23 protein-coding genes are annotated in these 24,765 nt (G+C 60.4%); 10 read left to right on the top strand and 13 right to left on the bottom strand.

The annotated features are described in order from the left end of the window. Window positions 1-64: 64 nt before the first annotated feature. Window positions 65-1,819, bottom strand: a complete 1,755-nt coding sequence (locus tag ACYVI2_RS04300; protein ID WP_415822144.1) for an acyl-CoA dehydrogenase family protein — start codon at window positions 1,817-1,819, stop codon at window positions 65-67. Between the two features lie 45 nt (window positions 1,820-1,864). Next, on the bottom strand, window positions 1,865-2,686 hold the full coding sequence (locus ACYVI2_RS04305) for an IclR family transcriptional regulator (RefSeq protein WP_415822143.1): 822 nt from the start codon (window positions 2,684-2,686) through the stop codon (window positions 1,865-1,867). A 111-nt stretch (window positions 2,687-2,797) separates the two neighbouring features. Here ACYVI2_RS04305 and ACYVI2_RS04310 point away from each other — a divergent pair, with 111 nt between their 5' ends. The 4 genes from ACYVI2_RS04310 to ACYVI2_RS04325 are packed head-to-tail and all read left to right on the top strand — an operon-like array spanning window position 2,798 to window position 7,452. Beyond that, on the top strand, window positions 2,798-3,604 hold the full coding sequence (locus tag ACYVI2_RS04310; RefSeq protein ID WP_415822142.1) for a hypothetical protein: 807 nt from the start codon (window positions 2,798-2,800) through the stop codon (window positions 3,602-3,604). A gap of 20 nt (window positions 3,605-3,624) precedes the next feature. Beyond that, window positions 3,625-5,361, top strand: a complete 1,737-nt coding sequence (locus ACYVI2_RS04315) for a thiamine pyrophosphate-binding protein (RefSeq protein ID WP_415822141.1) — start codon at window positions 3,625-3,627, stop codon at window positions 5,359-5,361. A 32-nt stretch (window positions 5,362-5,393) separates the two neighbouring features. Continuing rightward, on the top strand, window positions 5,394-6,383 hold the full coding sequence (locus tag ACYVI2_RS04320; RefSeq protein ID WP_415822140.1) for a Bug family tripartite tricarboxylate transporter substrate binding protein: 990 nt from the start codon (window positions 5,394-5,396) through the stop codon (window positions 6,381-6,383). A gap of 4 nt (window positions 6,384-6,387) precedes the next feature. Next, window positions 6,388-7,452 carry a zinc-binding dehydrogenase gene (locus ACYVI2_RS04325; protein ID WP_415822138.1) on the top strand — a complete coding sequence of 355 codons (1,065 nt, stop codon included), beginning with the start codon at window positions 6,388-6,390 and terminating at the stop codon, window positions 7,450-7,452. Between the two features lie 4 nt (window positions 7,453-7,456). On the opposite strand, the gene ACYVI2_RS04330 is transcribed toward ACYVI2_RS04325, so the two are convergent. Beyond that, the gene (locus tag ACYVI2_RS04330) at window positions 7,457-8,761 is read right to left on the bottom strand and encodes a DNA recombination protein RmuC (protein WP_415822155.1); all 1,305 of its coding nucleotides are present in this window, start codon (window positions 8,759-8,761) and stop codon (window positions 7,457-7,459) included. Between the two features lie 342 nt (window positions 8,762-9,103). Here ACYVI2_RS04330 and ACYVI2_RS04335 point away from each other — a divergent pair, with 342 nt between their 5' ends. Then, on the top strand, window positions 9,104-9,799 hold the full coding sequence (locus ACYVI2_RS04335) for a YrbL family protein (RefSeq protein ID WP_415822153.1): 696 nt from the start codon (window positions 9,104-9,106) through the stop codon (window positions 9,797-9,799). Here ACYVI2_RS04335 and ACYVI2_RS04340 read toward each other — a convergent pair. From ACYVI2_RS04340 to ACYVI2_RS04380, 9 genes are all read right to left on the bottom strand, one after another. Then, window positions 9,778-10,473, bottom strand: a complete 696-nt coding sequence (locus tag ACYVI2_RS04340; RefSeq protein ID WP_415822137.1) for a DNA-3-methyladenine glycosylase — start codon at window positions 10,471-10,473, stop codon at window positions 9,778-9,780. The genes ACYVI2_RS04335 and ACYVI2_RS04340 overlap by 22 nt on opposite strands. Window positions 10,474-10,475: 2 nt before the next feature. Then, window positions 10,476-10,835, bottom strand: a complete 360-nt coding sequence (locus ACYVI2_RS04345) for an arsenate reductase (protein WP_415822136.1) — start codon at window positions 10,833-10,835, stop codon at window positions 10,476-10,478. Beyond that, the gene (locus tag ACYVI2_RS04350) at window positions 10,832-11,641 is read right to left on the bottom strand and encodes an ABC transporter permease subunit (RefSeq protein ID WP_415822134.1); all 810 of its coding nucleotides are present in this window, start codon (window positions 11,639-11,641) and stop codon (window positions 10,832-10,834) included. The genes ACYVI2_RS04345 and ACYVI2_RS04350 overlap by 4 nt, the downstream gene beginning before the upstream one ends. Beyond that, window positions 11,638-12,558 carry an ABC transporter permease subunit gene (locus ACYVI2_RS04355; RefSeq protein WP_415808922.1) on the bottom strand — a complete coding sequence of 307 codons (921 nt, stop codon included), beginning with the start codon at window positions 12,556-12,558 and terminating at the stop codon, window positions 11,638-11,640. Before ACYVI2_RS04355 ends, ACYVI2_RS04350 begins: the two co-directional genes overlap by 4 nt. Continuing rightward, entirely contained in the window at window positions 12,555-13,682 is a 1,128-nt protein-coding gene (locus tag ACYVI2_RS04360) for an ABC transporter ATP-binding protein (RefSeq protein ID WP_415822133.1), read from the bottom strand. The genes ACYVI2_RS04355 and ACYVI2_RS04360 overlap by 4 nt, the downstream gene beginning before the upstream one ends. Before the next feature lie 5 nt (window positions 13,683-13,687). Further along, a complete protein-coding gene (locus ACYVI2_RS04365) occupies window positions 13,688-14,791 on the bottom strand; it encodes a polyamine ABC transporter substrate-binding protein (RefSeq protein ID WP_415822131.1) in 1,104 nt (367 codons plus the stop codon). A 691-nt stretch (window positions 14,792-15,482) separates the two neighbouring features. Continuing rightward, window positions 15,483-16,145, bottom strand: a complete 663-nt coding sequence (locus ACYVI2_RS04370) for a 3-deoxy-D-manno-octulosonic acid kinase (RefSeq protein ID WP_415819579.1) — start codon at window positions 16,143-16,145, stop codon at window positions 15,483-15,485. A 61-nt stretch (window positions 16,146-16,206) separates the two neighbouring features. Next, window positions 16,207-16,632 (bottom strand): group II truncated hemoglobin, encoded by a 426-nt coding sequence (locus ACYVI2_RS04375; RefSeq protein ID WP_415819429.1) that lies wholly within the window; start codon window positions 16,630-16,632, stop codon window positions 16,207-16,209. 106 nt (window positions 16,633-16,738) lie between these two features. Then, a complete protein-coding gene (locus ACYVI2_RS04380; protein ID WP_415819580.1) occupies window positions 16,739-19,198 on the bottom strand; it encodes an ABC transporter permease in 2,460 nt (819 codons plus the stop codon). A gap of 308 nt (window positions 19,199-19,506) precedes the next feature. Here ACYVI2_RS04380 and ACYVI2_RS04385 point away from each other — a divergent pair, with 308 nt between their 5' ends. From ACYVI2_RS04385 to ACYVI2_RS04405, 5 genes are all read left to right on the top strand, one after another. Next, complete coding sequence (locus tag ACYVI2_RS04385) at window positions 19,507-20,484, top strand: TRAP transporter substrate-binding protein (RefSeq protein WP_415819430.1); 978 nt, start codon at window positions 19,507-19,509, stop codon at window positions 20,482-20,484. 93 nt (window positions 20,485-20,577) lie between these two features. Next, entirely contained in the window at window positions 20,578-21,078 is a 501-nt protein-coding gene (locus tag ACYVI2_RS04390; RefSeq protein WP_415819431.1) for a TRAP transporter small permease, read from the top strand. A gap of 44 nt (window positions 21,079-21,122) precedes the next feature. Next, entirely contained in the window at window positions 21,123-22,400 is a 1,278-nt protein-coding gene (locus ACYVI2_RS04395; RefSeq protein ID WP_415819432.1) for a TRAP transporter large permease, read from the top strand. Between the two features lie 22 nt (window positions 22,401-22,422). Then, a complete protein-coding gene (locus ACYVI2_RS04400; protein ID WP_415819433.1) occupies window positions 22,423-22,824 on the top strand; it encodes a hypothetical protein in 402 nt (133 codons plus the stop codon). 101 nt (window positions 22,825-22,925) lie between these two features. Further along, entirely contained in the window at window positions 22,926-23,483 is a 558-nt protein-coding gene (locus tag ACYVI2_RS04405) for a phosphatase PAP2 family protein (RefSeq protein ID WP_415819434.1), read from the top strand. A gap of 106 nt (window positions 23,484-23,589) precedes the next feature. On the opposite strand, the gene ACYVI2_RS04410 is transcribed toward ACYVI2_RS04405, so the two are convergent. Further along, window positions 23,590-24,579, bottom strand: a complete 990-nt coding sequence (locus ACYVI2_RS04410) for a Bug family tripartite tricarboxylate transporter substrate binding protein (protein ID WP_415819435.1) — start codon at window positions 24,577-24,579, stop codon at window positions 23,590-23,592. Window positions 24,580-24,765 lie beyond the last annotated feature (186 nt).

Consider the following 24,765-nt stretch of genomic DNA (forward strand, 5'->3'; position numbering starts at 1 on the left):
AGTCAATAAAAGCCGATATCCCACATCTGATCGCATATCCGACCTGGGATGCCAGCGCAGCAATTTAGCAGATACCCGGCCAGGCCCGCGCCAAAATCGCGTCTACATCCAGCCCGGCGGGCAATTCGCCGACGATTCCACCTGGCTGCACGAGCCGGCTGGCCACAAACGCATCTGCCACCGCCGCTGGCGCCGTTTGAATCAGCAGCGCCGCCTGCCACAATCGCGCCAGCCCCGCCGCCACATGCCGCGCCTGAGCAGGATCAATGGCCTGTACGGCATCCACTGCCGCCCGCGCCGATCCCGTCGCAGCCTGGGGCAACTGATCCGACACCTGCATCAGCCACACGTCCAAAGCGTGATCATAAGCCGGCCATGCGCCGCGCGCGAGATCCAGTTCCGCCCGCAACATCGCCAGCCCCTCGACATCACGCTGCAACGCGCGCAACACGTCCAACGCCATGATGTTCCCCGATCCTTCCCAGATCGAATTCACCGGCGATTCGCGATATAGCCGTGCCAAAGGGCCATCCTCGATATAGCCATTGCCGCCCCAGATCTCCATGCATTCCGCGATCGCATTGATGGCACGCTTGCATACCCAGAGCTTGGCAGCGGGGGTCCCCACGCGCACCAAGGCTCGCGCGTTGGCTCCCACCGTCTCGTCGCCACGCTGATCGACCGCGCGCGCCAGACGCATCGCCCAGACCATTGCCGCCTCGCTTTCGAGGGCCAGATCCGCCAACACCTGACGCATCAAGGGCTGTGCCGCCAGAGGTTGGCCAAACACCTGCCGGTATTGCGCATGATGCGCCGCCTGCACCACAGCCTGGCGCAACAGCGCCGCGCTGCCCAGTACACAATCCAGACGGGTGGTCGCAGCCATCTGCAACAACAACGGCAGCCCGCGTCCAGGCTCGCCCATCAGCATGCCCCAGGCCTGTTCGAACTCCACCTCGCCGCTCGCATTGCTGCGATTGCCCAGCTTGTCTTTCAAACGACGGATACGCACTTCATTGCGCGGCCCATCGGGAATCCAGCGCGGAACAAAAAAACACCCTGGCCCCGCATCCGTATCTGCCAACACCAGATGCGCATCCGCGTGCGGCACAGAAAGAAACCATTTATGCCCCGTCAATCGATATACCTGGCCGCGCCCCTCCGCGCCCTGCGCCACAGCCTGGGTCGTAATGGCGCGTAGATCGGATCCGCCTTGTTTTTCGGTCAACCCCATTCCGATCAACGCGCCACGCTTGGCCGAGATAGGCGCGTCGGCGGGATCATACTCATGGGAGAACAATGCAGGCAGCCATTGCTGGGCAAAATCGATCGCTCCAGCCGGCTCGTTTTGCAGCAAGGGCACGGCCGCAAACGTCATCGTCGTCGGACATAACGTACCTGCCTCGACCTGCCCCTGCATCAAGTAAGCTGCAGCACGCGCGACCTGACGACCTAATCGCGCCGATGCCTGTGCGTGCGCGGATTGCGTGGCGGGCGCCTGCCAGGCATGGCTATGCAAGCCCCGCGCCACAATGCCCGACAACAACTCATGCCAAGCCACATTGAATTCCACCTGATCAACACGATGACCATTGCGGTCGTATCCCACCCAACGCGGCGAGTAGCGATTCGCCTGCTCCCCCGCCTCTAATGTGTGGGCACGTCCCAGCCACGCACCGTGCTCGCGCAACGCGGCATCCCACGCGGCCGCCCCCTCTCGCTGCACCGCCTGCCGCAACACGATATCCGTGTCGTACAAGGAATAATCCTGCAGCGGCGCTACCTGATTCCCGACAATATGCGTCTGAAACGTCGACATACGGGCCTCCTCGATGTGGCGCGATCGTGGCGATCACTTCCCTTTTTATACTCCCAATGTTGTCAGGTCCAACGCGCTTTGCCATGAAGACTCAATCTCTGTCACAGCATCTTGCAAACGGCGCGCAACTTCATGCTGCCGATCACCCGATAGACGAGACGAAATCGCGGCCACACTGATCGCCGCCACGGGAACCCCAGCCGACGAACGAATAGGAACGCCGACTGCACTCATCCCGCTCACGAGCATGCCGTCGTTCAATGCGTAACCGCGCGCTTGCGCATCGGCTACCAATTTCTGCAGCGTCGCGTCACTGAAGTGATACCGCGCGCGCGCCTCTGATGTCCGGTCAATAATGTTCAGCATGGTCTGTTCATCTTGAAAAGCCAGCAGCGCCAGACTGCCTGCTCCCACCCCCAATGGCCGGCGTGCCCCCACAGAGAGGGTCAGGGTCTTGACCGGAAAATCACCTTCGTAGCGCGCAACGCAAATCGACTCCAGCCCTGAGCGCAAGCTCAGATACACCGTGTCTTCGGTGTCATCGGCAATCCGCTGCAAGCGTGCCGCGGCCAAGCGGCCCAGGCCATACCGATCGGCGGCCGCCAACGCCAGTGTCAATGGCCGAAAGCCCAACTGATAGCTGCCGTCCTCTTCCACATACTCCACCCACCCGAACTCTTGCAGCCCGGTCATCAGACGATGAGCAGTCGTCTTGCCCAGCTTGGTCAAGCTGACAATCTCTGCCAAGCGCAATCCCTGCGGCGCGCGCGCAAGCGCATCGAGCGCCAGGCTCATGCGGCGCAAATTCTGATGTTCCCCTCCGCGCTCCGCGCCCCCGAGTTCCGCTTGTGTGGCTGATTCCTTCATCTGTGAGGTGTCCCTGTTGGCTTGCCTGTTGTGTGTTCCATATTGAAATTATCCACCAGCCTCTCTATACTTTCATTTAACAGACCATTTATTCCGTTAAACGGAACATAAATGAATATACTGATTTTCGACAGCATCACGCAAGTCCCTCCGCACACTCACGACACCGTGGCGTACTGCGCCTCACACGGGGGCAGCTATTGCGGCTCGCTCGCCTTATCAATGGGATTGCGGGGCGTCATCCTATGTGACGCAGGGGTCGGCCTGGAACAGGCCGGCGTTGCCGCATTGCCCATTCTCGAAGCGGCCGGAATCCCTGCAGCCACCATCGGCCATCTGTCGGCCCGTATCGGAAATGGCCAAGACGGTCATCAACGCGGGCGTATTTCCCACGCCAACGCCATCGCGGCACGCCTGGGCGTCGTGATAGGAGACACATGCCGTCACGCGCTGGAAACCCTGGCCTGCCGGGCTTCCCCGGGGCCGCTCGAGACGGACATCGCCCACGCTGACGCCGAACACCGCAGTGTCGTGCGCTTATCCAACGGCGGCGAGGTCACGCTGGTCGACTCCAACTCGCTCATCACCGCGACAGATGCAGGAAAGATCGTCATCTGCGGATCGCATGGAGGCTTGCTTGGCGATGATCCAGGCTCTGCCGTGCGCGTTGATGTCCGCGCCATCGTGTTCAACGATGCAGCCGTCGGGATAGATCAGGCTGGTACGTCGAGGCTGCCTGCCTTGGATGAACGAGGCATTGCCGCAGCCTGCGTCAGCGCCTGGACCGCCCGTATCGGCGACGCGCAGTCCAGTTATCGCACGGGCGTGATATCGGCGCTGAATCGCACTGCCATTGAGGCAGGCGCCTCGTTAGGCATGACCGCTCAGACATTCGCACTACAGCTATCTCACGATTAAACCTAACAACGGAGACACAGATGACGACACAAAAACACCACTTGAGTGGTGGCGCAGCGGTAGCAGAGATGCTGAAACGATATGAAGTCGGCCCTTTATTCGGAATGGGTGGATTTCAATTGCTGCCCTTTTACGAAGCCTGCCGGGCGCTCGGACTGCGGCACACCTTGATCAACGATGAACGCTGCGGCGTATTTGCCGCAGACGCCTACGCTCGCGTCACGAATCGCGTCGGCATCGTGGACGCAACGCTAGGGCCAGGGGCGACCAATCTCGTCACAGGCCTGGCCGAGTCGCTCAATGCCGGCATCCCCATCGTCGCGATCGTCGCCGATGCGCATCGCGATCATGCCTGGAAAAACATGACTCAGGAGGCCCGGCAACTGGAAGTCCTGCGTCCCGTGTGCAAAGAAGTCATCCGAGTCGAAGCCATCCAACGCATCCCCGAGCACGTGCGGCGCGCCTTTGCGGTAGCGACCTCGGGCCGTCCCGGTCCGGTAGTGATCGCCATTCCTGAAGACATCTCTCACGGCGAGCATACGTTCGACGACGCTGATCTGTTCACCGATCCCGCGACCGCGACCTTTCAGTCACGCCGCACCCGCCCCGCAGGCGACGATCTCGCGCGAGCCGTTGCGCTGATCGGCAATGCCAGGCGCCCGCTCATTCTGGCGGGCGGCGGCGTCCATATCTCTCAAGCACACGAAGCCCTGCTCGCGCTGGCCCGCAGCGAAGGCATTCCCGTCGCGCACACGATGAGCGGCAAAGGCGCCATTGCCTGCACAGACCCACTGTCGGCAGGCGTGTTTGGACGATACGACCGCATCGCCAATGAGCTGATCGCCTCGTCCGACTGCCTCATCGTCGTGGGCTGCAAATTAGGCGAGGTGGCGACCAAGCGATTCACCATCATTCCCCCTGCCACGCCGCTCATCCATATCGATGTCGTAGCAGAGGAAATCGGCCGCACCACCAAGGCCGATGTCGCCTTGGTAGGCGATGCACGCCTCGCTCTCGAAGACATTGCCAGCGCGCTCGGCAATGGGGATTCACGCCGGGCACAACGCGCCGAGTACCTGGCTGAGGTCCCGGTAAAACTGGCCCAATGGAACGAGACGGCCAAGGATCGCACCACCTCCAAAGAAACTCCTGTCAACATCGGCCGCATCCTGGGCGAACTCAACCGGATCCTGCCCAAAGACGCTGTCCTGGTGGCCGATGGAGGCTTTGCCGCACATTGGGGAGCCCTGCTGTTCGACACCAAACAAGCTGGCCGGCACTTTGTCGCTGACCGGGGATTCGCCTCCATCGGCTACGGCGTACCTGGTGGCATGGGCGCCAAGATCGGCGTCGGCGCAGAACGTGTCGTCGTCGCACTGACCGGCGACGGCGGGTTCAACATGACCATGGGCGAAATGGAAACCGCCAAACGCCTGGGCGCCAATTTCGTTTTATGCGTCTTTAACAACGCTGCCTCGGGCTACGTCAAGGCGCTGCAGCACTCAGTCTACGGCGCAGGCAACTACCAGTCGTCAGACCTGCATGAAATGAACTACGCGGATATTGCCAATCACATGGGATGCCTGGGTATCCGCGTCGAAGACCCCGAGCAATTGGTCAGCGCATTCGAAAGAGGATTCGCGAATCGCGAGAGCCCCACCGTCATCGACATCGTCGTGACACGCGATCCCGCCCGCATGCTGCCCGCAGTCGATAACCGCACACTAAAAGTCCAAAAAGGCGACCGCCCCGTGTAATCAATCACGCAGGCTTCACAGGAGGAGACATAATGAAACTGTTGCAACCCACCCGCAGAAAGGTGCTGATAACGGGACTGGCGATGGCTTTGTCAACGCTGGGCGGCAGCGCTCTGGCACAAGCCGCCTACCCGACAGGCCCGATACGACTGGTGATCCCGTTCGCCCCCGGCGGCACCACAGACGTGGTCGGACGAATCTTTGCCGAAGGCCTATCCAAAGAGCTGAAACAGCCTATCGTCGTGGTCAATCGTGGCGGCGCCGGCGGCTCGATCGGTGCGCTGGAACTGGCACGCGCAACGCCCGATGGCTACACCATTGGCCTGATGAATGTCAGTACGCATGGCACGAACGGTGCAGTGAAAAAACTGGACTACGACATCACCAAGGATTTCACGCCGATCGCAAAGCTCTCGAGCTTTCCCGGCGTGATTGTGGTCAACCCCAAATTCGAAGGCAACACGTACCCGAAGTTCATGCAGATCCTCCAGGCCAATCCCGGACGCTACAGTTATGGCAGCTCAGGGGCGGGCGGCGCCACGAACCTGGCCATGGAGCAGTTCAAAATGATGACGGGCCTGAACATCACACACATTCCGTACCGCGGGTCAGGCCCTGCATTGAGCGATGTGGTTGCCGGGCAAGTGCCGATTTTGCTCGACGCCCTGCCCTCGGCCATGTCCTTCATAAAATCCAAGCAGCTCACTCCTATCGGTCTGGCGGCAGCAACGCGCAGTCCCCAATTACCCGACTTGCCCACCTTTAACGAACTGGGCGTCAAGGACTACGCACCTGACTTCTGGAACGGCATCATGGCACCTGCGGGCCTGCCTAAAGACATCCAGGCCACGCTCTATGACGCCATGCAGCGCACACTCAAACGGCCCGAGATAAAAAGCCGGCTAGAGGACCTGGGCGCCACCGTATCGACAGGCACCTCCGAAGACATGGCCACTCAGATTCGCGACGATGCCGAGGTCTGGGAACGCGTCGCCGAGTTCGCCAACATCAAGGAGCAATGACATCATGCTCAGCCTCCCCATGGGTTACCCGATCCTGATGAAAGAGCGACCCATGCCCGGAGGCGTTGCTCTGGCGCGCCGGCAGCTTCGTGCTCTAGCGACGAACGAAGTCCTGGTGCGCATCAGCCGCGCGGCCATCTGCGGCACGGATTTGCACATCATCGGATGGAATGCCTGGGCCGCGAAAAGCTACAAACCTCCGTTCGCGCTCGGGCACGAATTCAGCGGCATTGTCATCGATCGAGGCAATGAGGTACACGACATGAAACCGGGGGACAAAGTCGCCGCCGAGACGCATCTGCCCTGTGGCCACTGCAGTCAATGTGCCGCGGACCGCGGCCACACCTGCCTGAATCTACGGGTATTCAGCCGCCTCGATTGCGGTGCATTTGCCGAATATGCGATCGTTCCGTCGGAATTACTGCGTGTTCTGCCGGCCGATCTTCACCACAAATATGCCTGTCTCATGGAGCCTCTAGGCATCGGTGTGCGAGCCGTTCGAGAATCACAGGCACGATCAGGACAGTTGCTCGTCGTCGGGTGCGGACCTATCGGCCTGTTGGCCATCGCCGCCGCCAAAGCCACCGGTACCACACACATCATCGCGACCGATCTCTCTCATCAGCGTTTACAGCTCGCGCAGTCCGTCGGCGCAGACACGCTCATCGATTCCAGCGCAGACGACGCCAATGAACGGCTGATGAGATTAAACCCCAGTGATGGTGGCGTCGATGCAGCGATCGACACCAGCGGAAACCAGGCAGGGATAGCCTCTGCGTTGGCCGCTATCCGGCCCGGAGGCACCCTGCTGCTGGCCGGCCTGCCGAACGGCAACATCGGCCTGGATCTTTCACGTCATGTCATCCTGCGAGAAATCGCCGTGCGAGGTATCTACGGACGACACCTGCGCACTACGTGGCAAGACACCATTGATCTGCTGCCTGCACTGATTCCGGCGCTCGATCGCATCGTCACGCATGAGTTTCCGTTGCACGAATACGAAGCCGCCTTTGACATAGCAACATCAGGCCAGGCAGGAAAGGTGCAGTTCGTCATCAACCACGATTGACGACTTACCCCTCATCACCCAGCACCCGCTGCGCATCCTCGTCGGGCAAGGCCTCGACAGTCTTCAGGTTGCGCAGCATCGCCCGGGTACGCACCTCCGTCTGCCCCAATTTGCTGCTGGCCGTATCCAAGGTCTTTTTCACACTGGCCAAGGACTCGCCGAACTTCGCGAACTCGGTTTTCACTGCACGCAGTACCTGCCAAACTTCGGAGGAGCGCTGTTCGATCGCCAGCGTGCGAAATCCCATCTGCAGGCTATTGAGCATCGCGGCCAGGTTGCTCGGTCCCGCCACGTTCACACGCAAACTCTGCAATTTATCCAACAAGCCGGGGCGGCGCAGAACCTCGGCATAGAGGCCTTCTGTCGGTAAAAACATGATCGCAAAATCAGTCGTATGCGGTGGCGCCACATATTTGGCAGCGATCTGGCGCGCCTGCAATTCCACGGCTCGCGCCAGGGCCGCCCCCGCTGCACGTTCGCCTTCGGAATCCACGGCGTCGTAAGCATCCATCAAGCGCTCGTATTCTTCCTTGGGGAATTTGGCATCGATCGGCAGCCACACCGGCTCATCCCCTGCAGCGCGCCCTGGCAACCGAATGGCGAACTCTACCACCGCGTCGCTGCCCGGCACCGTTTTGACGTTGCTGGCGTATTGATCGGGCGTCATGACGTCCTGAATCAAACGGGCCAGCTGCACCTCGCCCCAGGTGCCGCGCGATTTCACATTGGTCAGCACGCGCTTCAGATCGCCGACGCCGGCAGCCAACGACTGCATTTCCCCCAATCCCTTGTGCACCGCATCCAGTCGATCCGACACGAGTTTGAACGACTCGCCGAGCCGCTGCTCCAGCGTGGCATGCAGTTTTTCATCGACGGTCCGCCGCATTTCATCCAGCCGCGCGCCGTTGTCTGCCTGTAAAGCCTGCAAGCGCTGATCCACCGTCTGACGCACATCCTGCATACGCCGGTCATTCAAGGCCACCAGGCCCTCCAGCCTTTCGCTGAATTGGGCCGAAAACCGTGCCAGGGAGTCGGCATATTCGGCGCGCGCAGCCTGCGCGTCGCGCGACAACGCGGCGCGCAATGATTCCTGGCCTTGCGCCAGCTCCGTACGCAAGCCACGGGTCGATTCGGCAAACTCTGTACGCAGCCCCCGTTGGCTTTCGTCCAGATCCGCGCGTAACGCGCGCTCCAGGCGATCCAAGCCGTCCATCAGGGTATCGATGTGCGAGTCTTCAGGCGATCGTAACCAGAGGCGCACTAGAATCAATAGACTCACTAAGGCGGCCAGAGTGGCCGCCACGGTCATCCAAGGCAAGGCTTGCGCCCACGGAAAAGCATCGATCAAGGGCAATCTCCTGAAAGCGCTATTGTAGGCTGGGAACAACACTATCCCAGGCTATAGATCCGAGGCATATGCCTCCCCTACACCACGCCCCCTCCTCTGTGCGGCATCGCTCTTGCCCGAGGCTGACCATCGGCACCAGTGCAACCTCAGGTTGCGAAAATTCCGCTTAACTTCGACAATTCTGAAACATAAAGAATATTCGCCAACATCGTTGTGCAACAAAATTTTTCTACCCTGGATGCCTTGAACGGCGCCAGACAGTCCGATCTCCTGCCTGCCCCCGTCGCCGCAGACACCTCCTGTATACGCTCGAACAGCTTTACTGCCGTGTTCGGCCCTCTGGACCTGTCTCACGCACAGGTACTGGCCAGAGGCGCGGACCGCTACGTCTTTCAGCATCCGCATGAACCCGCGTTGCTGATCAAGGTCATCAACATGGACGCCTACGCGGCCTATCTGGAACGCAAGCCGCTCAAGCGCTTTTACAAGCAGTTCCAACGTGAAAGCGCCTATCGCGTCTATCTGAACGAGCTCTCTGAATACGTCACCACCACGACAGTCCCGTCGGGCGTGTGGAACGTCCCCATGTCGCGCGTGGTCGGCCTGGCGCAAACCACACTGGGGCTCGGTCAACTGGTGGAAAAAATCACCGACGACAATGGCCAGCTGGCCCCCACGCTAGCCACCATCATTGCCCGCGAGGGGATCTCTCCCACCTTGAGCGATCAATTGGACGCCTTTTTCGATGACCTGATTGATGCGCATATCGTCATCAGCGACCTCTCTGCCAAAAACATTGCGCTGGGCAACAATGCCGACGGCAAAAAAGGGATGTATCTGATCGATGGATTCGGCGTGCTGCCGTTGATCCCGTTGTATGCCTGGAGCAAACGGTTGAACAAAATGCGCATGCGCCGCAAATACACCGAATGGCGGGCTCGCATTCAACGCCAATACGACGAAGCCCAGACCGCGACTCAGGGCACGATCACGCCGTAGCGATCCATCCAGTCATAGTCGCGATGCGGCGCCTGCCCGCGACGCAATGGATTACGCGTGCAAAACGCCGCATAAACCGGGTCAACATAGCGATAACGCAAATGCTCGTCCCGGCCCGCGGGAATACCCAGGCGAGCCGTGCTGATCAAACGATCGGGCGATTGACCGATGTCTTCCACAAAAAAGGTCTTGGGATCGAAACGCTGTGCGTCCCATTCGGGGACTTTCAGGCCCAGCGCACGGCATAGCAACGTTTGCCCTGCGCACAGACGGCCCGGTGGCCGAGGCTGTCCCTTGGCATCTGGATTCAGTGCCTGCATACGCGCCAACGACTCAGGTCCAGACACGACATCGGACCACGGATACGCCGACTTGATCAGCACGGCATTGCCCGGCCCGCCTGCGCTGAAATTCAACGAATCGCCGCCGCGTGCGTAATACATGTACACCGTGCCGCCATCCATGAACAAAGCGCGGCGCTTGTGCGTGTAGCCCAGCGAGGCATGACTGCCCTTTTCCGTCAGGTAATACGCCTCGGTTTCGATGATACGCGCCGACAGCCACAAACCGTCCAGACGGCGCCTGATGACCTTGCCCAGCAATTCGCGCGCCAGCTGGCTGGGGTCGCGATCAAAAAAATGGTCGGGCAGCGCCGGCCCGGGACCTTTTGCCATCGTCAGGCAAAGCGCTCGCCGTAGCGCTTTTCCGAGAACCCGACCGTGACTTCGCCATCGGCAGTCACCGTCACAGGACGGCGCACCAAGGCCGGATACTCGGCAATGAGCTTCGTCCACTCGGCATCGGTTTGCGCGGCCTTGCGTTCATCAGACAGGGCGCGCCAGGTCATGGAGGTACGGTTGACCAGTTTTTCCCAACCACCGACCTTGCCTGCCCAGGCCTTCAGTGTGGCGGCGGGCACGGGATGATCACGGTAATCGATGAACTCGTGCGCCACACCATGCGCCGACAACCAATCGCGCGCCTTGACGCAAGTGCTGCATTTGTTCAAGCCGTATAGCGTTGTCTGATGCTTCATTTTGAATCTGATTCCTTACGCTGTTGCAGACGGTTGAGCACGATCACGCAGATGCCCACCGCCAGGATAAACAGGGTGGCCAGCGCGTTCACTTCGGGCTTGAGTCCCAACCGTACGCGCGAAAACACTTCCATAGGCAGGGTCGTCGAACCAGGCCCCGACAGAAACGACGCCAGCACGACGTCATCCAACGAGAGGGTAAACGACAACAACCAGGCCGATATCAAGGCCGGCGCAATCAAAGGCAGCGTAATCCGGAAAAACACCGTCAACGGCGTCGCCCCCAGATCCAGCGCGGCCTCCTCAAGCGAGCGGTCCAGATCGCGGATCCGAGCCTGGATCACCACCGCCACATACGCCACGCAGAGCGTGACATGGCCTACCCAGATGGTAAAGGTGCCATTTTCCGCCGGCCAGCCCAGCAGTCCCCGCATTTCCACAAACATCAACAGCAGCGAAATGCCCAGCACGACCTCGGGAATCACCAGCGGCGCGCTGAGCATCCCTAAATACAGGGTAAAGCCGCGAAACCGTCCCATGCGTCCCAGCACATAGCCCGCCCAGGTACCGATGATCACCGCCGCTGTCGCCGTCAATGCCGCGATCTTGAACGACAGCCACGCCGCACGCAGCAACGCGCTGTCGCTGAACAACGCGTGATACCAACGGAACGAAAAACCGCTCCATGACGTGACCAACGGCGAGTCGTTGAACGAAAACACCATCAAGCTGAGAATGGGCACATACAAAAAGAAGTAACCCAGTCCCAACGCCAAACCGCGCGCCGTTTTATTGGGCCCCTTCATGCTTGCCCCCGCGTCGCCATGTCTTGTTGACGTACCTGGCTGTACTGGAATAACGCGAGCGGCACCAGCAACAGCAGCACCATGACGCAAGTCACCGCCGACGCCATCGGCCAGTCTGCATTATTGAAGAACTCGTTCCACATCACGCGCCCCATCATCAGGGTATCGGCGCCACCCAGCATTTCTGGAATGACGTATTCCCCTACCGACGGAATGAACACCAACATGGCGCCGGCTATCACCCCCGGACGCGACAGCGGCACCGTGATGCGCCAGAAGGCCTGCCACGGGCGCGCGCCCAGATCGTAGGCGGCCTCCAGCAAACGCAAATCCATCTTCACCAGATTGGCATACAAAGGCAAGATAAAGAACGGCAAATACGCGTAGACCAAGCCGATGTAGACCGCCAGATCCGTGCGATAAATTTCCAGCGGACTGGAAATCAGCCCGATGCTCATCAAGAACTTATTCAGCAAGCCATCATTACGCAGAATGCCGACCCAGGCATAGACGCGCAGCAACAGCGACGTCCAGAACGGCAGAATCACGCCCAACAGCAGGAGATTGCGTATCGAGGGCGACGATCGCGCGATGTAGTACGCCATCGGATAGCCGATCAGTACACAGCACACCGTCGTGATGGCCGCCATCTTCAGCGAACTCAGATATGTGTCCAAATACAGGCTGTCGGTGAATAGCCGGATATAGCCCGCCAGATGCAGACTGAACTGCACCGCCTCGTCTTTGAACTCCGTCAGCGCCGTATACGGGGGGATGCCAAACTGCAGCTCGGCAAAGCTGATTTTGAGCACCAAAAAAAACGGCACCAGCAGAAACAGCGCCAGCCAGAGATACGGCGGCACGATCGCCAGCGTACGCCCCGACGGGATCAAGTCGCGTAGTGCAGGCAGCTTCATGACGCCAGCACCGTCGCGCTGTCGGCGCTCCAACTGACGTAGATCTCCTCGTCAATGCCCGGCGCGTCGATCAGGGCCAATTGCAGACTGGGCACGCTCGCCTCGACGACTTTGCCGGAGTCCAGACGTATCTGATACAGCGCGTAGCTGCCCATCCAGGCCATATGGCTGACCATGCCATGCGCCCAGTTATAGTCGCCCTCGGGTTGAGCACGCGAGACCACCAGCCGCTCCGGCCGGATAGACACGTGAACCTCCATACCCAGCGGTTCGCTCACCCCATGGCTGACATAAAGCGGACGCGTCAGCTCCGCGCACTCGATCGCGACATGATCGGGCTCATCCACCACAATCGTGCCGGTCAACAAGTTGGTCGAACCGATAAAGCCCGCCACAAAGCGCGAATTCGGAAACGCGTAAACATCCTGCGGCGTGCCGCATTGCACGATTTGACCCTCGGTCATGACCGCCAGACGATGTGCCATGGTCATGGCTTCTTCCTGATCGTGCGTCACCATGATGCAAGTCACGCCGACCTGCTCCAAAATCTTGACCAGCTCGATCTGCGTCTTTTGGCGGATCTGCTTATCCAGCGCAGACATAGGCTCGTCCAGCAACAACAGCTTCGGCCGCTTGACCAGGCTGCGCGCCAGCGCGACACGTTGCTGTTGCCCGCCTGACAATTGATGCGGCTTGCGGCGCGAATAGCCCGCCATCTGCACCAGATTCAGCGCCTCGAACACGCGATCATGAATTTCCGCGCGGTCCACGCCCTCTTGTTTCAGACCAAAAGCCACATTGGCTTCGACCGTCATATGAGGAAACAGCGCATACGACTGGAACATCATGTTCACCGGCCGCCGATACGGCGGCACACTGGTGATGTCCTCGCCATCCAGCATGATCTGGCCCGAGGTGGCCTCCTCAAAGCCCGCCAACATGCGCAACAACGTCGACTTGCCGCAGCCGGAGCTGCCCAGCAAGGCAAAAATCTCATTGCGCTTGACCGCCAGATTGACCGAACGCACGGCGACCACGTCGCCAAAAATCTTGACCAATTCGGAGACCTTGACGAACTCGTCAGGGTCTGCCGAATGTTGCGCCGCGTAACGGCTTTCACTCATGATCACTATCGTCCGGACTTGAGTTCCGCCCACATGCGAGTCTGCAGGCGCTGGATATTCATGGGCTGGGCCTTGATCACATACAGTGTCTTGGCAACATCTGGCGGCGGATAAATCATCGGATTTTCGGCCACATCCTTGACCACGAATTCCCGCGCGGCCTTGTTGGCGTTGGGATAGAACATGGTGTTGGTGATGGCCGCATGCACCTTAGGCGTCTCAATATAGTTGATGAAGGCATGGGCCTCATCCACATGAGGAGCGTCTTTCGGAATAGCCATCACATCGAACCACGCGGGCGCGCCGCCCTTGGGGATGAAATAGTTGATTTCGTAAGGTTTCTTGGCGTCTTGCGCACGCTTGCGAGAGATCATCACGTCTCCCGAAAAACCGTACACCATGCACAGATCGCCCACCGCGAGCTCGTCAATATAGCCCGACGAACTGAATTGGCGGATATAGGGGCGGATTTGTTTCAACAGATCCAGCGCGGCCTTGTAATCGTCGGCGTTTTCGCTGTTGGGGTCTTTGCCCAAATATTTGAGCACGGCAGGAAACACCTGCGCCGCCTCATCCAGCATGGAAATACCGCATTCTTTCAGCTTGGCGGCGTTTTCGGGCTTGAACAACATGTCCCAGCTTGCCAGATCGGCGTTCTCGCCCATGATCTGCTTGACCTTGGTAACGTTGTAGCCGAGGCCGTTGGTGCCGTACCCCCAGGGAATCACATGCTCATTACCCGGATCGATCGTAGCGACCAGCGCCATGATGTCGGGATCCAGATTCGACCAGTTGGGGATCTTGGACTTGTCCAGCTTTTGATACAAGCCGCCCTGGATCTGACGCGAGGCGTAATGCGTCGACGGCACGACCACGTCGTAGCCCGATTTCCCGGTCAGCAGCTTGGCCTGCAGCGTGTCATTGTTGTCATAGACGTCGTAGCGGACCTTGATACCCGTCTCGCGCTCGAACCCCGGAATCGTGTCCGGGGCCGTGTATTCCGCCCAGTTGTAAACGTTGACGACCTTGTCCTGCGCCCATGCACCGGACGCAGCAGCCGCAGCCAACGCTACCCCTAGCGTCCACTGCATTCCCGCCTTTATCTTCATCGCGAGCCCCTTTTGCTGCATTCTGCGAATGCGAAATTGCTAAAGGGCAAAATGATAAAGCCTTTTTACCGGTGGTTGACTATGGGATCGGGGGGATTGTCGGCGAATTAGGGGGGAGATTGGTCCAGGCAGGTGGAGAGAGTCTCTATCCGGGCATGAGAAGATGGTTCCAGACAGGCGCAGGGGATCTCTATTTAGACGTTCCTGCCGGGGGCCAGAAAGCCGCACCGGGCCTATCGCACGGACTCGCCCCATGACCAGGGGGCTCGGTCCGCTGCGCGGACTAAATCCGCGCTCAACGGCCCGGTGCGGCTTTCTGGCCCCCGGCAGGAACTCACAACAGTGGCTGACCGCTGACGCTAGCCGACCATCGCCGGTGCCCACTCAAATGTCACCGACACACGACGACCGCCCCTGCAGGAGCATTGTGGAATTCCAAACACCGGAGCCGGGGTTTGCCGTGTAAAGGGGATGCCGACCCGTTGAGGCCGCCGAGCCTGGTGTGTCAGGCGGGGGGAAGTCGGCTGGGCATGTTTGAGTGGAGCGCAGCGGAGCGAGTTTGCCCAGCCGCCCCGCCTGACACACCAGGCGAAGGGAAGTCTGGACGCGCAGGCGTCCAGACCGGCCGAATGGGTCGGCATCCCCTTTACACGGCAGACCCCGGCGGTTTTAGAACACCAAGACCCCAAATCTAACCAGCACTATCCCCCATGCACTCACGATAAGCCCGATCCACCCGCTCCCACAAAGCAACCCCACGCTCACCGCCCACCTTCTCCAGCGACCGCCGCAACCGCAGCAGATTAGCCCGTCGCCGCTGCGCAGACACCCCTCCTGCCGTACCGCGATCGAAATCGATCAGCCAGGCCTGCCCCCGAGCATCCAGCAGAATATTGAAAGCGTTCAGATCCGCATGCCACACCCCCAACCGGTGCATAGCAGCGATCGCTGTAGCCACAGCATCCCACACAGGCTCATCCAACAAATGCGCCAACGGACGAACATCCGGAATCCGTTCAACAATGATCGCAGCCCGATACGTCAACCCATGGCGCCAATAGGCCGCAGCCAGCGGCGCCGGCACACTGAGCCCGCGCTCACGCATCATCGCCAGCAACCGATATTCCCGAAAACTGCGCGTGCGAGCCTCACCCTGCCAGAAATAGGCATCCCGGCTCACCTTGGCAACCAGTCCGCCTCTGCGGTACCCACGCAAGACCCCTTGCCAGCTGTCGCCCTCGACAAACCAGGCCGCCTGACGCCCACCCGCGTCCACCGGACGGGCACGACCGCCATAAAACGCCGGATCAAGCAGACGGGGATCGGGTACCCCTAAACGAACATCGCACAGCATGGCCCCCTCAGGCCGATCCTGCCAGGCCAGTCTCTGAATCGCCGATGCGTCCTGATCACGCTCAGCCGTCACGGTTACGCATCCAATCGGCAACGCCGTAAAAGGCCTCTAACAAACGATCGACCAACTCAGGAGACATTCCCTCGTCCTGCATCGCCCGGCCCATGCAGGCCAGCCACTGGTCACGCTCAACGCGGCCGATGGAAAACGGCAAGTGGCGGGCTCGCAAACGCGGATGCCCGTAGCGCTCTATGTAATAGTTAGGGCCGCCAAAATAACCACAGAGGAACAAAAAGAGCTTGTCGCGGGCGGAGTCCAGGCTGGGGCCATGCACGCCTCGCAGCACCGCGAAATCGGCCTCCATTTCCATCAAATCGTAAAAACGATCGACCAGCGAACGAATGGCAGGTTCGCCGCCCAGGGTCTCGAACAACGTGACCGAAGTTTCCAGCGACTCGGTCTTGGGTTGCACACGGGTAACAGTCATTGCATTTCTCGTAAAACCGGCGCGACAGCTTATCGCACCGGCGACAAATCAGATCAGGGCGTTGGACCTTGCACCGCGCCAGGCGACTACATCGCCACCCAGCGACTCAGGCCTCTCGCAACGTCAGCAAAGGCGGCGTACGCAATACCCCGCGCAACGCCAGCGCAGCGCCGCCCCAAGCGGCCAGCATACCGACACCCACACCGACCAGCCACGGCCAGACGCTCAACGTAATCCGAAAATCGAAAACATAGGTCGATAACGCCCAAGCAATCGTGCTGGCGCCTGCCGCGGCCAACAACCCCGCCAGCCCGCCAACCGCCAATACCTCCAATCGCTGAGCCCGCGCCAACTGATTACGCGTCGCCCCTAGCGCCCGCAACACGGCAGCCTCGCGGATGCGCTCGTCCCGCGTCGCCGTCAACGCCGCCGCCAGGACCAACACGCCCGCCATCAACGTAAAGATGAACAACAATTGCACAGCGGTGATGACCTGATCCAGCACCGACTGCAGTTGATTCAGAATCGAGCCCACGTCGAAAACTGTCAAATTGGGAAACTGCCGCAACAGTTCACGCGGCAACGCGGCCTGGTCGGCCGGCAGATGAAACGACGTAATCCAACTCTGCGGCAAACCCTCCAACGCAGCAGGCGACAGCACCGCAAAAAAGTTTACCTGCATCGAGTCCCAATCGACCGTGCGCGTCCCCGATACAGTGACATCGACCTGCTGGCCCGCGATATCAAAGGTCAGGACATCGCCAACAGATAAACCCAGCGTCTGCGCCAACCCCGATTCCAACGATACCTCGCGCGCCGCAGGATTGAGCCAACGGCCCTGCTCGATGCGATTGGCGGCAGGCAGTTGATCGCCATATGACAGGTTGAATTCGCGATCGACGAGTCGTTTGGCCCGAGGCTCCTCATAGTCGGCCGGGCCGACAGGGCTGCCATCAACGGCAACCAGACGGCCGCGAATCATGGGCCATAGCGTGGCCTTCTGTATGCCATGCGCGGTCAGGAAATCCTGCACCGGCTGGCGTTGATCAGGCTGAATATTGATCAGAAAGCGGTTCGGCGCATCGGGCGGCAACGTGCGCTGCCACCCCGCAACCAGGTCCGTGCGTGTCATGGCCAGCAACAAGAGCGCCATCAGCCCGATAGCCAACGCACAAACCTGGGTGATCGTCGCGGCACGGCGGCGCACCACTCCTGCCAATGCAAAACGCAGTGCCGGCATCCCTGCGGCCAGACCGCGCAACCGCGCCAGCCCCAGCACACACAACCAAGCGACCAACGCAAACGCTCCGAACGCCCCCAGAAAGCCGCCTGCGACCACCCCGCCTAAGCGCGCATTGCCTGCAAACCACCAGATCAACAGGGCAAAGCCCACGGCCCCAAAGACATACCCAATAACACTGCGAGCCCGCAGCGTATCGGCGTCGCGGCGCAACACCCGGGCGGGTGGCACATGACGCAACTGTGCCAGCGATGGCAAAGCGAATCCCAGCAATAGCAAAACGCCGGTGACCAGGCCCTGCAAGGCAGGCACGCCCGAGGGCGCAGGCAACTGAGTATCAATGAGACTGCCCAGGGCCAGCACCAGCCCTTGATGGACTGCGAACCCGATCAGACATCCCACCGCCGACGCGGCCAGCCCGACCAGGGTGAACTCCAGCACCAGCATCTGGCTGACTTGCCGCTGCACCGCCCCCAGGCAACGCATCACCGCGATCCCGTCACGATGCCGCATCATGAACCGCCCGGCAGCCAGGGCCACCGCCACCGCCGAAATCAACACGGCCAGCAGCGCCACCAGCGACAAAAAGCGCTGCGCACGATCCAAGGTGCGCTGCACCTCGGGACGGCCCGATTCCAGCGTGGCCAGCTTCTGCCCTCGCTGCAAATGCTCGCCCAGCCACGTGGAGTACGCCGCCACCGCGTCAGGCTCGCCGGCCGCCAGCAAGGCATAATCAATGCGGCTGCCCAGCGTCACCAGCCCAGTCGCAGCCAAATCGTCGGACCGCATCATCACGCGCGGCGCCACGTTCACAAACTGCATTCCCCGGTCGGGTTCATAAGTAATAACGCGCGCCACGCGAAACCGGCTGTCGCCCAGGCCGATCGTATCCCCGACATTGAGGCCCAGCAGCGCCAGCAACTGCGGGTCGGCCCACACCGTACCCGGCGCGGGGATATCGCGCGTCGCCGCCCCCTCGGTGTACGGATCATCAGCGACCCGCAAACTGCCGCGCAGCGGGTAGCCCGGCTCGACCGCCTTGAGCGATACCAGTTGCGCCCCATCGCCGGCACTGGCCATTGATGGAAACTGCAGGGTGCGGGACACCTCCAGCCCGCGGTCGCGCGCGGCCGCGATGAAATCGGCAGAGATGGGCTCGTCGGCATCGAGCAGCAGATCTGCCCCCAGCATCTGGCTGGCGTCGCGCTCCAACGCCCGGCCAACCCGGTCCGCCAGGAACCCCACACTGGTCACAGCAGCCACGGCCACCACCAAGGCCAGCACCAGCAACCGCAACTCGCCCGCGCGCGCATCGCGCATCATCATGCGAGCCCCTTGTGCCAGCGTGGCCAGAAAACGGCCTCTGCGTCCGCCGCGAGGCGGTGGCGCAGCGCTGCCTGGCGCCGGGTTTGTCTCGCGACGGTCCGACGGCGACGCCGCAGACGGTTGCGTATCGCGCGCAGGCCCCGACGGCTGCACAGAAGTAGGAGAATCAGGGAAATCCATCATTCCGCAATGGTAACCAATCGCCGTTTCAATGGCCGATTGTCAGGTGAATGCCGCTATCATGCCCGCTGGGCGTAACATGCGACCGACAACATTAGAATTCGTTCCCCCAACTAGGAGAAGACACCATGCGCAAGACTTGGCTTGCCGCCACGATTTTTGCCGCCTGCGCGGTAACCGCCGCGCTACCCGCCGCCGCTCAGAATACGCTGAAAATGGCTTATGCCCTCTCGACCTCGTCCCACTATGGGGCAGGCGCCGATGCCTTTGCCAAATCCATCGAAGCCTCGACCGGCGGCAAATACAAGGTCCAGCAATTCGCCAATAGCGCCCTGGGCGGCGAACGCGAAGTCATCGAGGGCCTGCAGATCGGCACCATCGACCTCGCCATTGTCTCGACGGGCGCGACCCTGAACTTTGTGCCGGAAACCGGCGTGTTCGACATTCCGTTCCTGTTGCGTGACCTGCAACACGCCCGTAATGTCCTGGACAGCCAGATTGGCCAGGACATGCTCGCCAAATTCCCCGACCGCGGCATCGTCGCCCTGGCTTGGGGCGAGCAGGGTTTCCGCCACCTGACCAACAACGTCCGCCCCGTGAAAACGCCGGCCGACGCCAAGGGCCTGAAAATCCGCACCACGGAAAACCCCATTCACATCACGGCTTTCCGCGCGATTGGCATTCTGCCCACGCCGATGGCGTGGCCCGAGGTCGCCACCGCCTTGCAACAAGGCACCATCGATGGACAGGAAAACCCGCTGTCGGTGATCACCTCGGCCAAGCTCTCGCAAGTCCAGAAATACCTGTCACTGACCGGCCACGTCTACGGCCCCGCCCTGGTGCTGATGTCGCCCAACGTCTATGACAGCCTGTCGGACGAGGACAAAGCCAAATTCAAAGAGGCAGGCAAGCTTTCCGCCCAGGCCATGCGCGACTACGTCGACAACATCGAGAAAACCGGCGTCGAACAACTGCGCAAGGAAGGCATGCAAGTCACCACGGACGTCGATCGCACTGCATTCGCCGCCGCGGTCGAACCCGCTTATCCCGAGTACTACAAAAAGTTCGACAAAAAGCTGATCGACGCGATCCGCGATACGAAGTAAGCCGACTGTCTCGGCCCGGCCGGGTTGCCTGCATGGTTTCCCGGCCTCACTTATTTGATATTCACTCTCTCACGTCCGCATTTGGAATTCACCATGCGTATGCTCAGTCTCGCCGAACGCGGCTTGTTCAAGACCGTATCGGTCATCGCGCAGATTTTGCTCGTCGCCTCGGCGGCGGCAGCCTTTTATCAAGTCATTGCACGCTTCATCCTGCAATCACCGGCAGACTGGAGCGAGGTGCTGACCCGCGCCCTGCTGATCTGGACCGTGCTGCTGGGCATCGCCCTGGCCTTTCGTCAAGGCGCGATGATCAGCGTCGAACTGCTGCACAACTTGCTCAAGGGCCGCAAGCAACGTTTGCTGGAACATCTCATCGCGATCATCTGCGTCGCATTCCTGGTATTCATCGCCTGGATCGGCGGCCAGATGACGTATCGCGTGCGTTTTCAAAACGTCCCCAGTCTGAACATCCCGATATCCTGGATTTACCTGGCTATTCCCGTCGGCGCATCGCTCGCCGCAATCGCGGTATTGGCGCGATGGATACTCGGCGCCGATGAGCCCGCCCCGGTGCGCAACGACGCCCAAGGCTGATTTCTCCTCATTCCTTTAGACGCATCGCATCCAGGCTTTCTGTCATGTCCCAACTAATGATTCTCACGATGCTGATCTTCTTCGGGCTCTCGGTGCCCGTAGCAGTCGCCATCGGACTGGCCAGCATCACCGGCGTATCGATCGCTGGGCTACCGTGGCTCGTGATCGCGCAACAACTCTATGCGGCGCTGGACAAATATCCCCTCGTCGCGGTTCCGTTCTTTATCCTGGCCGGCAATCTCATGGAGGCCGGCGGCATCTCGGAACGCATGGTCGAGTTCGCCAAAAGCGTGGTCGGCGGCATTCAAGGCGGTCTGGCCTGCACCTGCGTGCTGACCTGCATGATCTTTGCCGCCGTAGCGGGCTCCAGTGTCGCGACGACCTTTGCCGTAGGCGCGATCCTGATCCCGGCGATGATTCGTCACGGCTACCCTGCTCCCTTTGCCGCCTCGCTGCAGGCCAGCGCCGCCGAGCTCGGCGTCATCATTCCGCCGTCGATCCCGATGATTCTGTTTGCCGTATCCACCGATACCTCGACCGGCGAGCTGTTCATTGCAGGCGTGGTACCCGGCCTGCTTATCGGCGGCGCCTTGATGCTGTATGTCTGGCTCTACGCCAAACGCAACAATCTGGGCAAACGTGACGGCGAAGGCCGGCTGCCGCTATGGCCGGCATTCAAACGCGCCTGGCTGGCTCTCTTGATGCCGGTCATTATCCTGGGCGGCATCTACGGCGGTATCTTTACCCCCACCGAGGCCTCTGTAGTCGCAGTGATGTACGCCGTCATCGTCGGCAAGTTCGTCTACGGCAAGCTCAGCTTTCGCGCATTATCCGAGACCCTGCACCGCTCAGTCGTGTCGACCTCGGTGATCATGTTCATCATCGCCAACGCGGGGGTCTTCAGCTTCCTGCTCAACCGTGCCGGCGTGCCCGATGCATTGGGTGCTTGGCTAGCACAGCTCTTTCATGACAAGACCGCTTTCCTGCTCGGCGTGAATGCCGCCCTGTTCGTGATCGGGATGTTCATCGAGACGTCGGCCTCGGTCGTCGTGCTGGCCCCGTTACTGCTGCCCGTGGCTATGCAGTTCGGCATCGAACCCGTGCATTTCGGCGTCATCATGGTGGTCAACCTGGCGCTCGGCATGATTACCCCGCCCTTTGGTGTGAATCTGTTTGCCGCCTGCGCAGTGGCCAAGCTACCGCTGGAACGCATCGTCAAGCCCCTGATCCCGTTCGTACTCGTTGTGATCGCCTGCTTGATGGTGATCACCTATTGGCCAGGCTTGTCGCTGGGGCTGCGTGATTTGGTCTACGCAAAGTAAATGTAGTACCGTTTCAGGCGCTATGAACGTCCCTTTCCCCATCCGCCAGGAATGCCCGCCCGGGGCCTGTATCTGCGATCGCGAGCGATTGCTCGCCACGCCGGATGGGGACATCCGCATTCTGAGGCTCACCCGCGAAGAAGAAAAAAAACTGGTCGCACGCCTAGAAAACCTGAGCAGCCTGGAAGACCTGCGGCACATGCAGCAACGCATGCACGCATTGTTGGGCCTGTCTCTGACAGTGGCCCCGGGCCCGAACGAAGTCCGCACCGTACGAGGCCTGCAAATCGATATCGCCGACCAGCCCGGACTGTGCAACAAGACCCGGCAGACGCTGCCCGCTGCCATACGCCGCGGGCTGGATCGAAATCCCGCCATCGTATATGAGTTGCTGAACTCCTACGATTTGCTGGGCAGCACCTGACCAGAGCCGCCCGCCGGTCAACGTCCAGACCGCTTCAACGAAAATTCGACGCTCGGCCAAGCATACTGGCGACGCCCTGAAATTTTCGCCGAACACTGAACTTGACCACGACTGGCCTATATCCACTCCCTGCGCTCGAAAACTGGAATATCAGGCTCTTCGAGTCTGTGCGTGCAGCGCCCGACGCCTCTCACCTCTGCGTCTATCTGGGCAAGCTCATGACAGAGTTGCCCATCTATCTTGCCATTGCCGTGCTAGTGGTAGTGATCGTGCGCGAGCGTGACTGGCAGCCTGCCATCGCGATCGCCATCGCCCTGGCCTGTACCCGCCTGGTCGAATCCATCATCAAGCTATACGCCTATCACCCTCGTCCTTTTGCGGCGGGATTCGGGCCGGCCTTGGTTGAGCACGCCGCCAACAACTCCATGCCGAGCTCGCACGCCACATTCATCTGGACCATTGCAGCATCGATGGCGCTATACCGCCGCTGGAAAACAGCCGGTGTGCTGGCCGCTTTCGGCGCAATTGTCGCCTGGGCGCGCGTCTACACCGGACTGCATTGGCCGATGGACATGGCAGGATCCGCCGTGGTCTCTACGCTGTGTGCCTTAGTCGGAATGCTGGCACAACGGTCGATCCGCCGTCGTCGTTCTATATAGAACCGTCTATGCTCCGTTAAATCATAGACGGCTCCGAAAAACGCGGCCCCGATTTTCGCCACGTATCTTCCACGCTCTTCGCGCTCATAACCACAACTCGTCCGGCTCAATCCACGCGGATATTCACCGACTGCACCACGCCTGCCCATTTATCCAACTCGCTGCGAATGAAGGCACGCAACTCCTGCGGTGTACTCTGGGTCGGCACAGCCCCCTCTTTTTCAAAGTGTTGACGCAACGACGGCGAGGACATCGCCCGATTGACTGCGGCATTCAGCGTATCGATCACAGCCTGTGGCGTTCCCTTTGGGGCCAGCAACGCATTCCAGGTGTTGATGTCGTAGCCCTTGAATCCGGCGAGCTCTCCTAACGCCGGCACGTCGGGCAATTGCGGGGAGCGCTCGCTCGTCGTGACGGCTAGCGCCATCAGATTATTCGCACGGACCTGCGATATCGCACCTGGCAGGGTTGCAAAACTGAACTGCGCCTCACCCGTCATCACAGCCGTATTCGCCAACGCTCCGCCGCGATACGGCACGTGCACCAGATCCAGATGCGCCTGCTGGGCAAACATCGCGCCCGCCAAATGCACCGGGGACCCATTGCCGCTGGACGAATAATTCAATTGACCAGGCTTCGATTTCGCCAGAGCGACCAACTCGTCCACGCTCTTGATCTGCAGCTTTGGATTGGCAATCAGCAATAACGGAATCGATGCCACCATACCGACTGGCTCGAATCCGTTGATAGGGTCATAACCCAAGGTCCGTTTGTACAAAGCAGGATTAATCCCGTGGCTGGATACCGTAGCCATGAAGAGCGTATAGCCATCCGGCTTGGAATCCTGCACATACGATGCCGCGATGTTTCCCGCCGCGCCGGGTTTGTTCTCAATGATGATCGATTGTTTGAGCTCTTTACCCAATTGCTCGCCCAACACACGAGCCAGAATATCGGTCGTGCCGCCCGCGGCATAACCGACCACAATGCGTATGGGCTGCTGGGGATAGGCTGCCGAGGCTGCAGGCGCATTGCCCACGACCGCCGTCAACGTCAACGCCATCGCCGCACACCCTCTGAAGAAATTACGTGTCATGCGTGTCTCCGGATTATTGGTATTGAATTCATCCGGCATGCGACCGTGCACCGGTTCTCTATGCCAGACTCGCTCGCACTCCATGTCCCCACAGGGGGCTCTGCGCGTGGCGAGCGCACGCGTCCCTGCCAGGCAGATGCCCGGCATGAATCTCTACTTCGGCTGAAACGTTGATGCCGCTGACTC

It is taken from the genome of Bordetella tumbae, assembly GCF_054780995.1.

What these genes read in the sequence shown, in the direction of transcription:
- ACYVI2_RS04300 (WP_415822144.1), bottom strand. Translation starts at nt 1,819, where the DNA reads ATGTCGACGTTTCAGACGCATATTGTCGGGAATCAGGTAGCGCCGCTG.
- ACYVI2_RS04305 (WP_415822143.1), bottom strand. Translation starts at nt 2,686, where the DNA reads ATGAAGGAATCAGCCACACAAGCGGAACTCGGGGGCGCGGAGCGCGGA.
- ACYVI2_RS04310 (WP_415822142.1), top strand. Translation starts at nt 2,798, where the DNA reads ATGAATATACTGATTTTCGACAGCATCACGCAAGTCCCTCCGCACACT.
- ACYVI2_RS04315 (WP_415822141.1), top strand. Translation starts at nt 3,625, where the DNA reads ATGACGACACAAAAACACCACTTGAGTGGTGGCGCAGCGGTAGCAGAG.
- ACYVI2_RS04320 (WP_415822140.1), top strand. Translation starts at nt 5,394, where the DNA reads ATGAAACTGTTGCAACCCACCCGCAGAAAGGTGCTGATAACGGGACTG.
- ACYVI2_RS04325 (WP_415822138.1), top strand. Translation starts at nt 6,388, where the DNA reads ATGCTCAGCCTCCCCATGGGTTACCCGATCCTGATGAAAGAGCGACCC.
- ACYVI2_RS04330 (WP_415822155.1), bottom strand. Translation starts at nt 8,761, where the DNA reads ATGACCGTGGCGGCCACTCTGGCCGCCTTAGTGAGTCTATTGATTCTA.
- ACYVI2_RS04340 (WP_415822137.1), bottom strand. Translation starts at nt 10,473, where the DNA reads ATGGCAAAAGGTCCCGGGCCGGCGCTGCCCGACCATTTTTTTGATCGC.
- ACYVI2_RS04345 (WP_415822136.1), bottom strand. Translation starts at nt 10,835, where the DNA reads ATGAAGCATCAGACAACGCTATACGGCTTGAACAAATGCAGCACTTGC.
- ACYVI2_RS04350 (WP_415822134.1), bottom strand. Translation starts at nt 11,641, where the DNA reads ATGAAGGGGCCCAATAAAACGGCGCGCGGTTTGGCGTTGGGACTGGGT.
- ACYVI2_RS04355 (WP_415808922.1), bottom strand. Translation starts at nt 12,558, where the DNA reads ATGAAGCTGCCTGCACTACGCGACTTGATCCCGTCGGGGCGTACGCTG.
- ACYVI2_RS04360 (WP_415822133.1), bottom strand. Translation starts at nt 13,682, where the DNA reads ATGAGTGAAAGCCGTTACGCGGCGCAACATTCGGCAGACCCTGACGAG.
- ACYVI2_RS04365 (WP_415822131.1), bottom strand. Translation starts at nt 14,791, where the DNA reads ATGAAGATAAAGGCGGGAATGCAGTGGACGCTAGGGGTAGCGTTGGCT.
- ACYVI2_RS04370 (WP_415819579.1), bottom strand. Translation starts at nt 16,145, where the DNA reads ATGCTGTGCGATGTTCGTTTAGGGGTACCCGATCCCCGTCTGCTTGAT.
- ACYVI2_RS04375 (WP_415819429.1), bottom strand. Translation starts at nt 16,632, where the DNA reads ATGACTGTTACCCGTGTGCAACCCAAGACCGAGTCGCTGGAAACTTCG.
- ACYVI2_RS04380 (WP_415819580.1), bottom strand. Translation starts at nt 19,198, where the DNA reads ATGATGATGCGCGATGCGCGCGCGGGCGAGTTGCGGTTGCTGGTGCTG.
- ACYVI2_RS04385 (WP_415819430.1), top strand. Translation starts at nt 19,507, where the DNA reads ATGCGCAAGACTTGGCTTGCCGCCACGATTTTTGCCGCCTGCGCGGTA.
- ACYVI2_RS04390 (WP_415819431.1), top strand. Translation starts at nt 20,578, where the DNA reads ATGCGTATGCTCAGTCTCGCCGAACGCGGCTTGTTCAAGACCGTATCG.
- ACYVI2_RS04395 (WP_415819432.1), top strand. Translation starts at nt 21,123, where the DNA reads ATGTCCCAACTAATGATTCTCACGATGCTGATCTTCTTCGGGCTCTCG.
- ACYVI2_RS04400 (WP_415819433.1), top strand. Translation starts at nt 22,423, where the DNA reads ATGAACGTCCCTTTCCCCATCCGCCAGGAATGCCCGCCCGGGGCCTGT.
- ACYVI2_RS04410 (WP_415819435.1), bottom strand. Translation starts at nt 24,579, where the DNA reads ATGACACGTAATTTCTTCAGAGGGTGTGCGGCGATGGCGTTGACGTTG.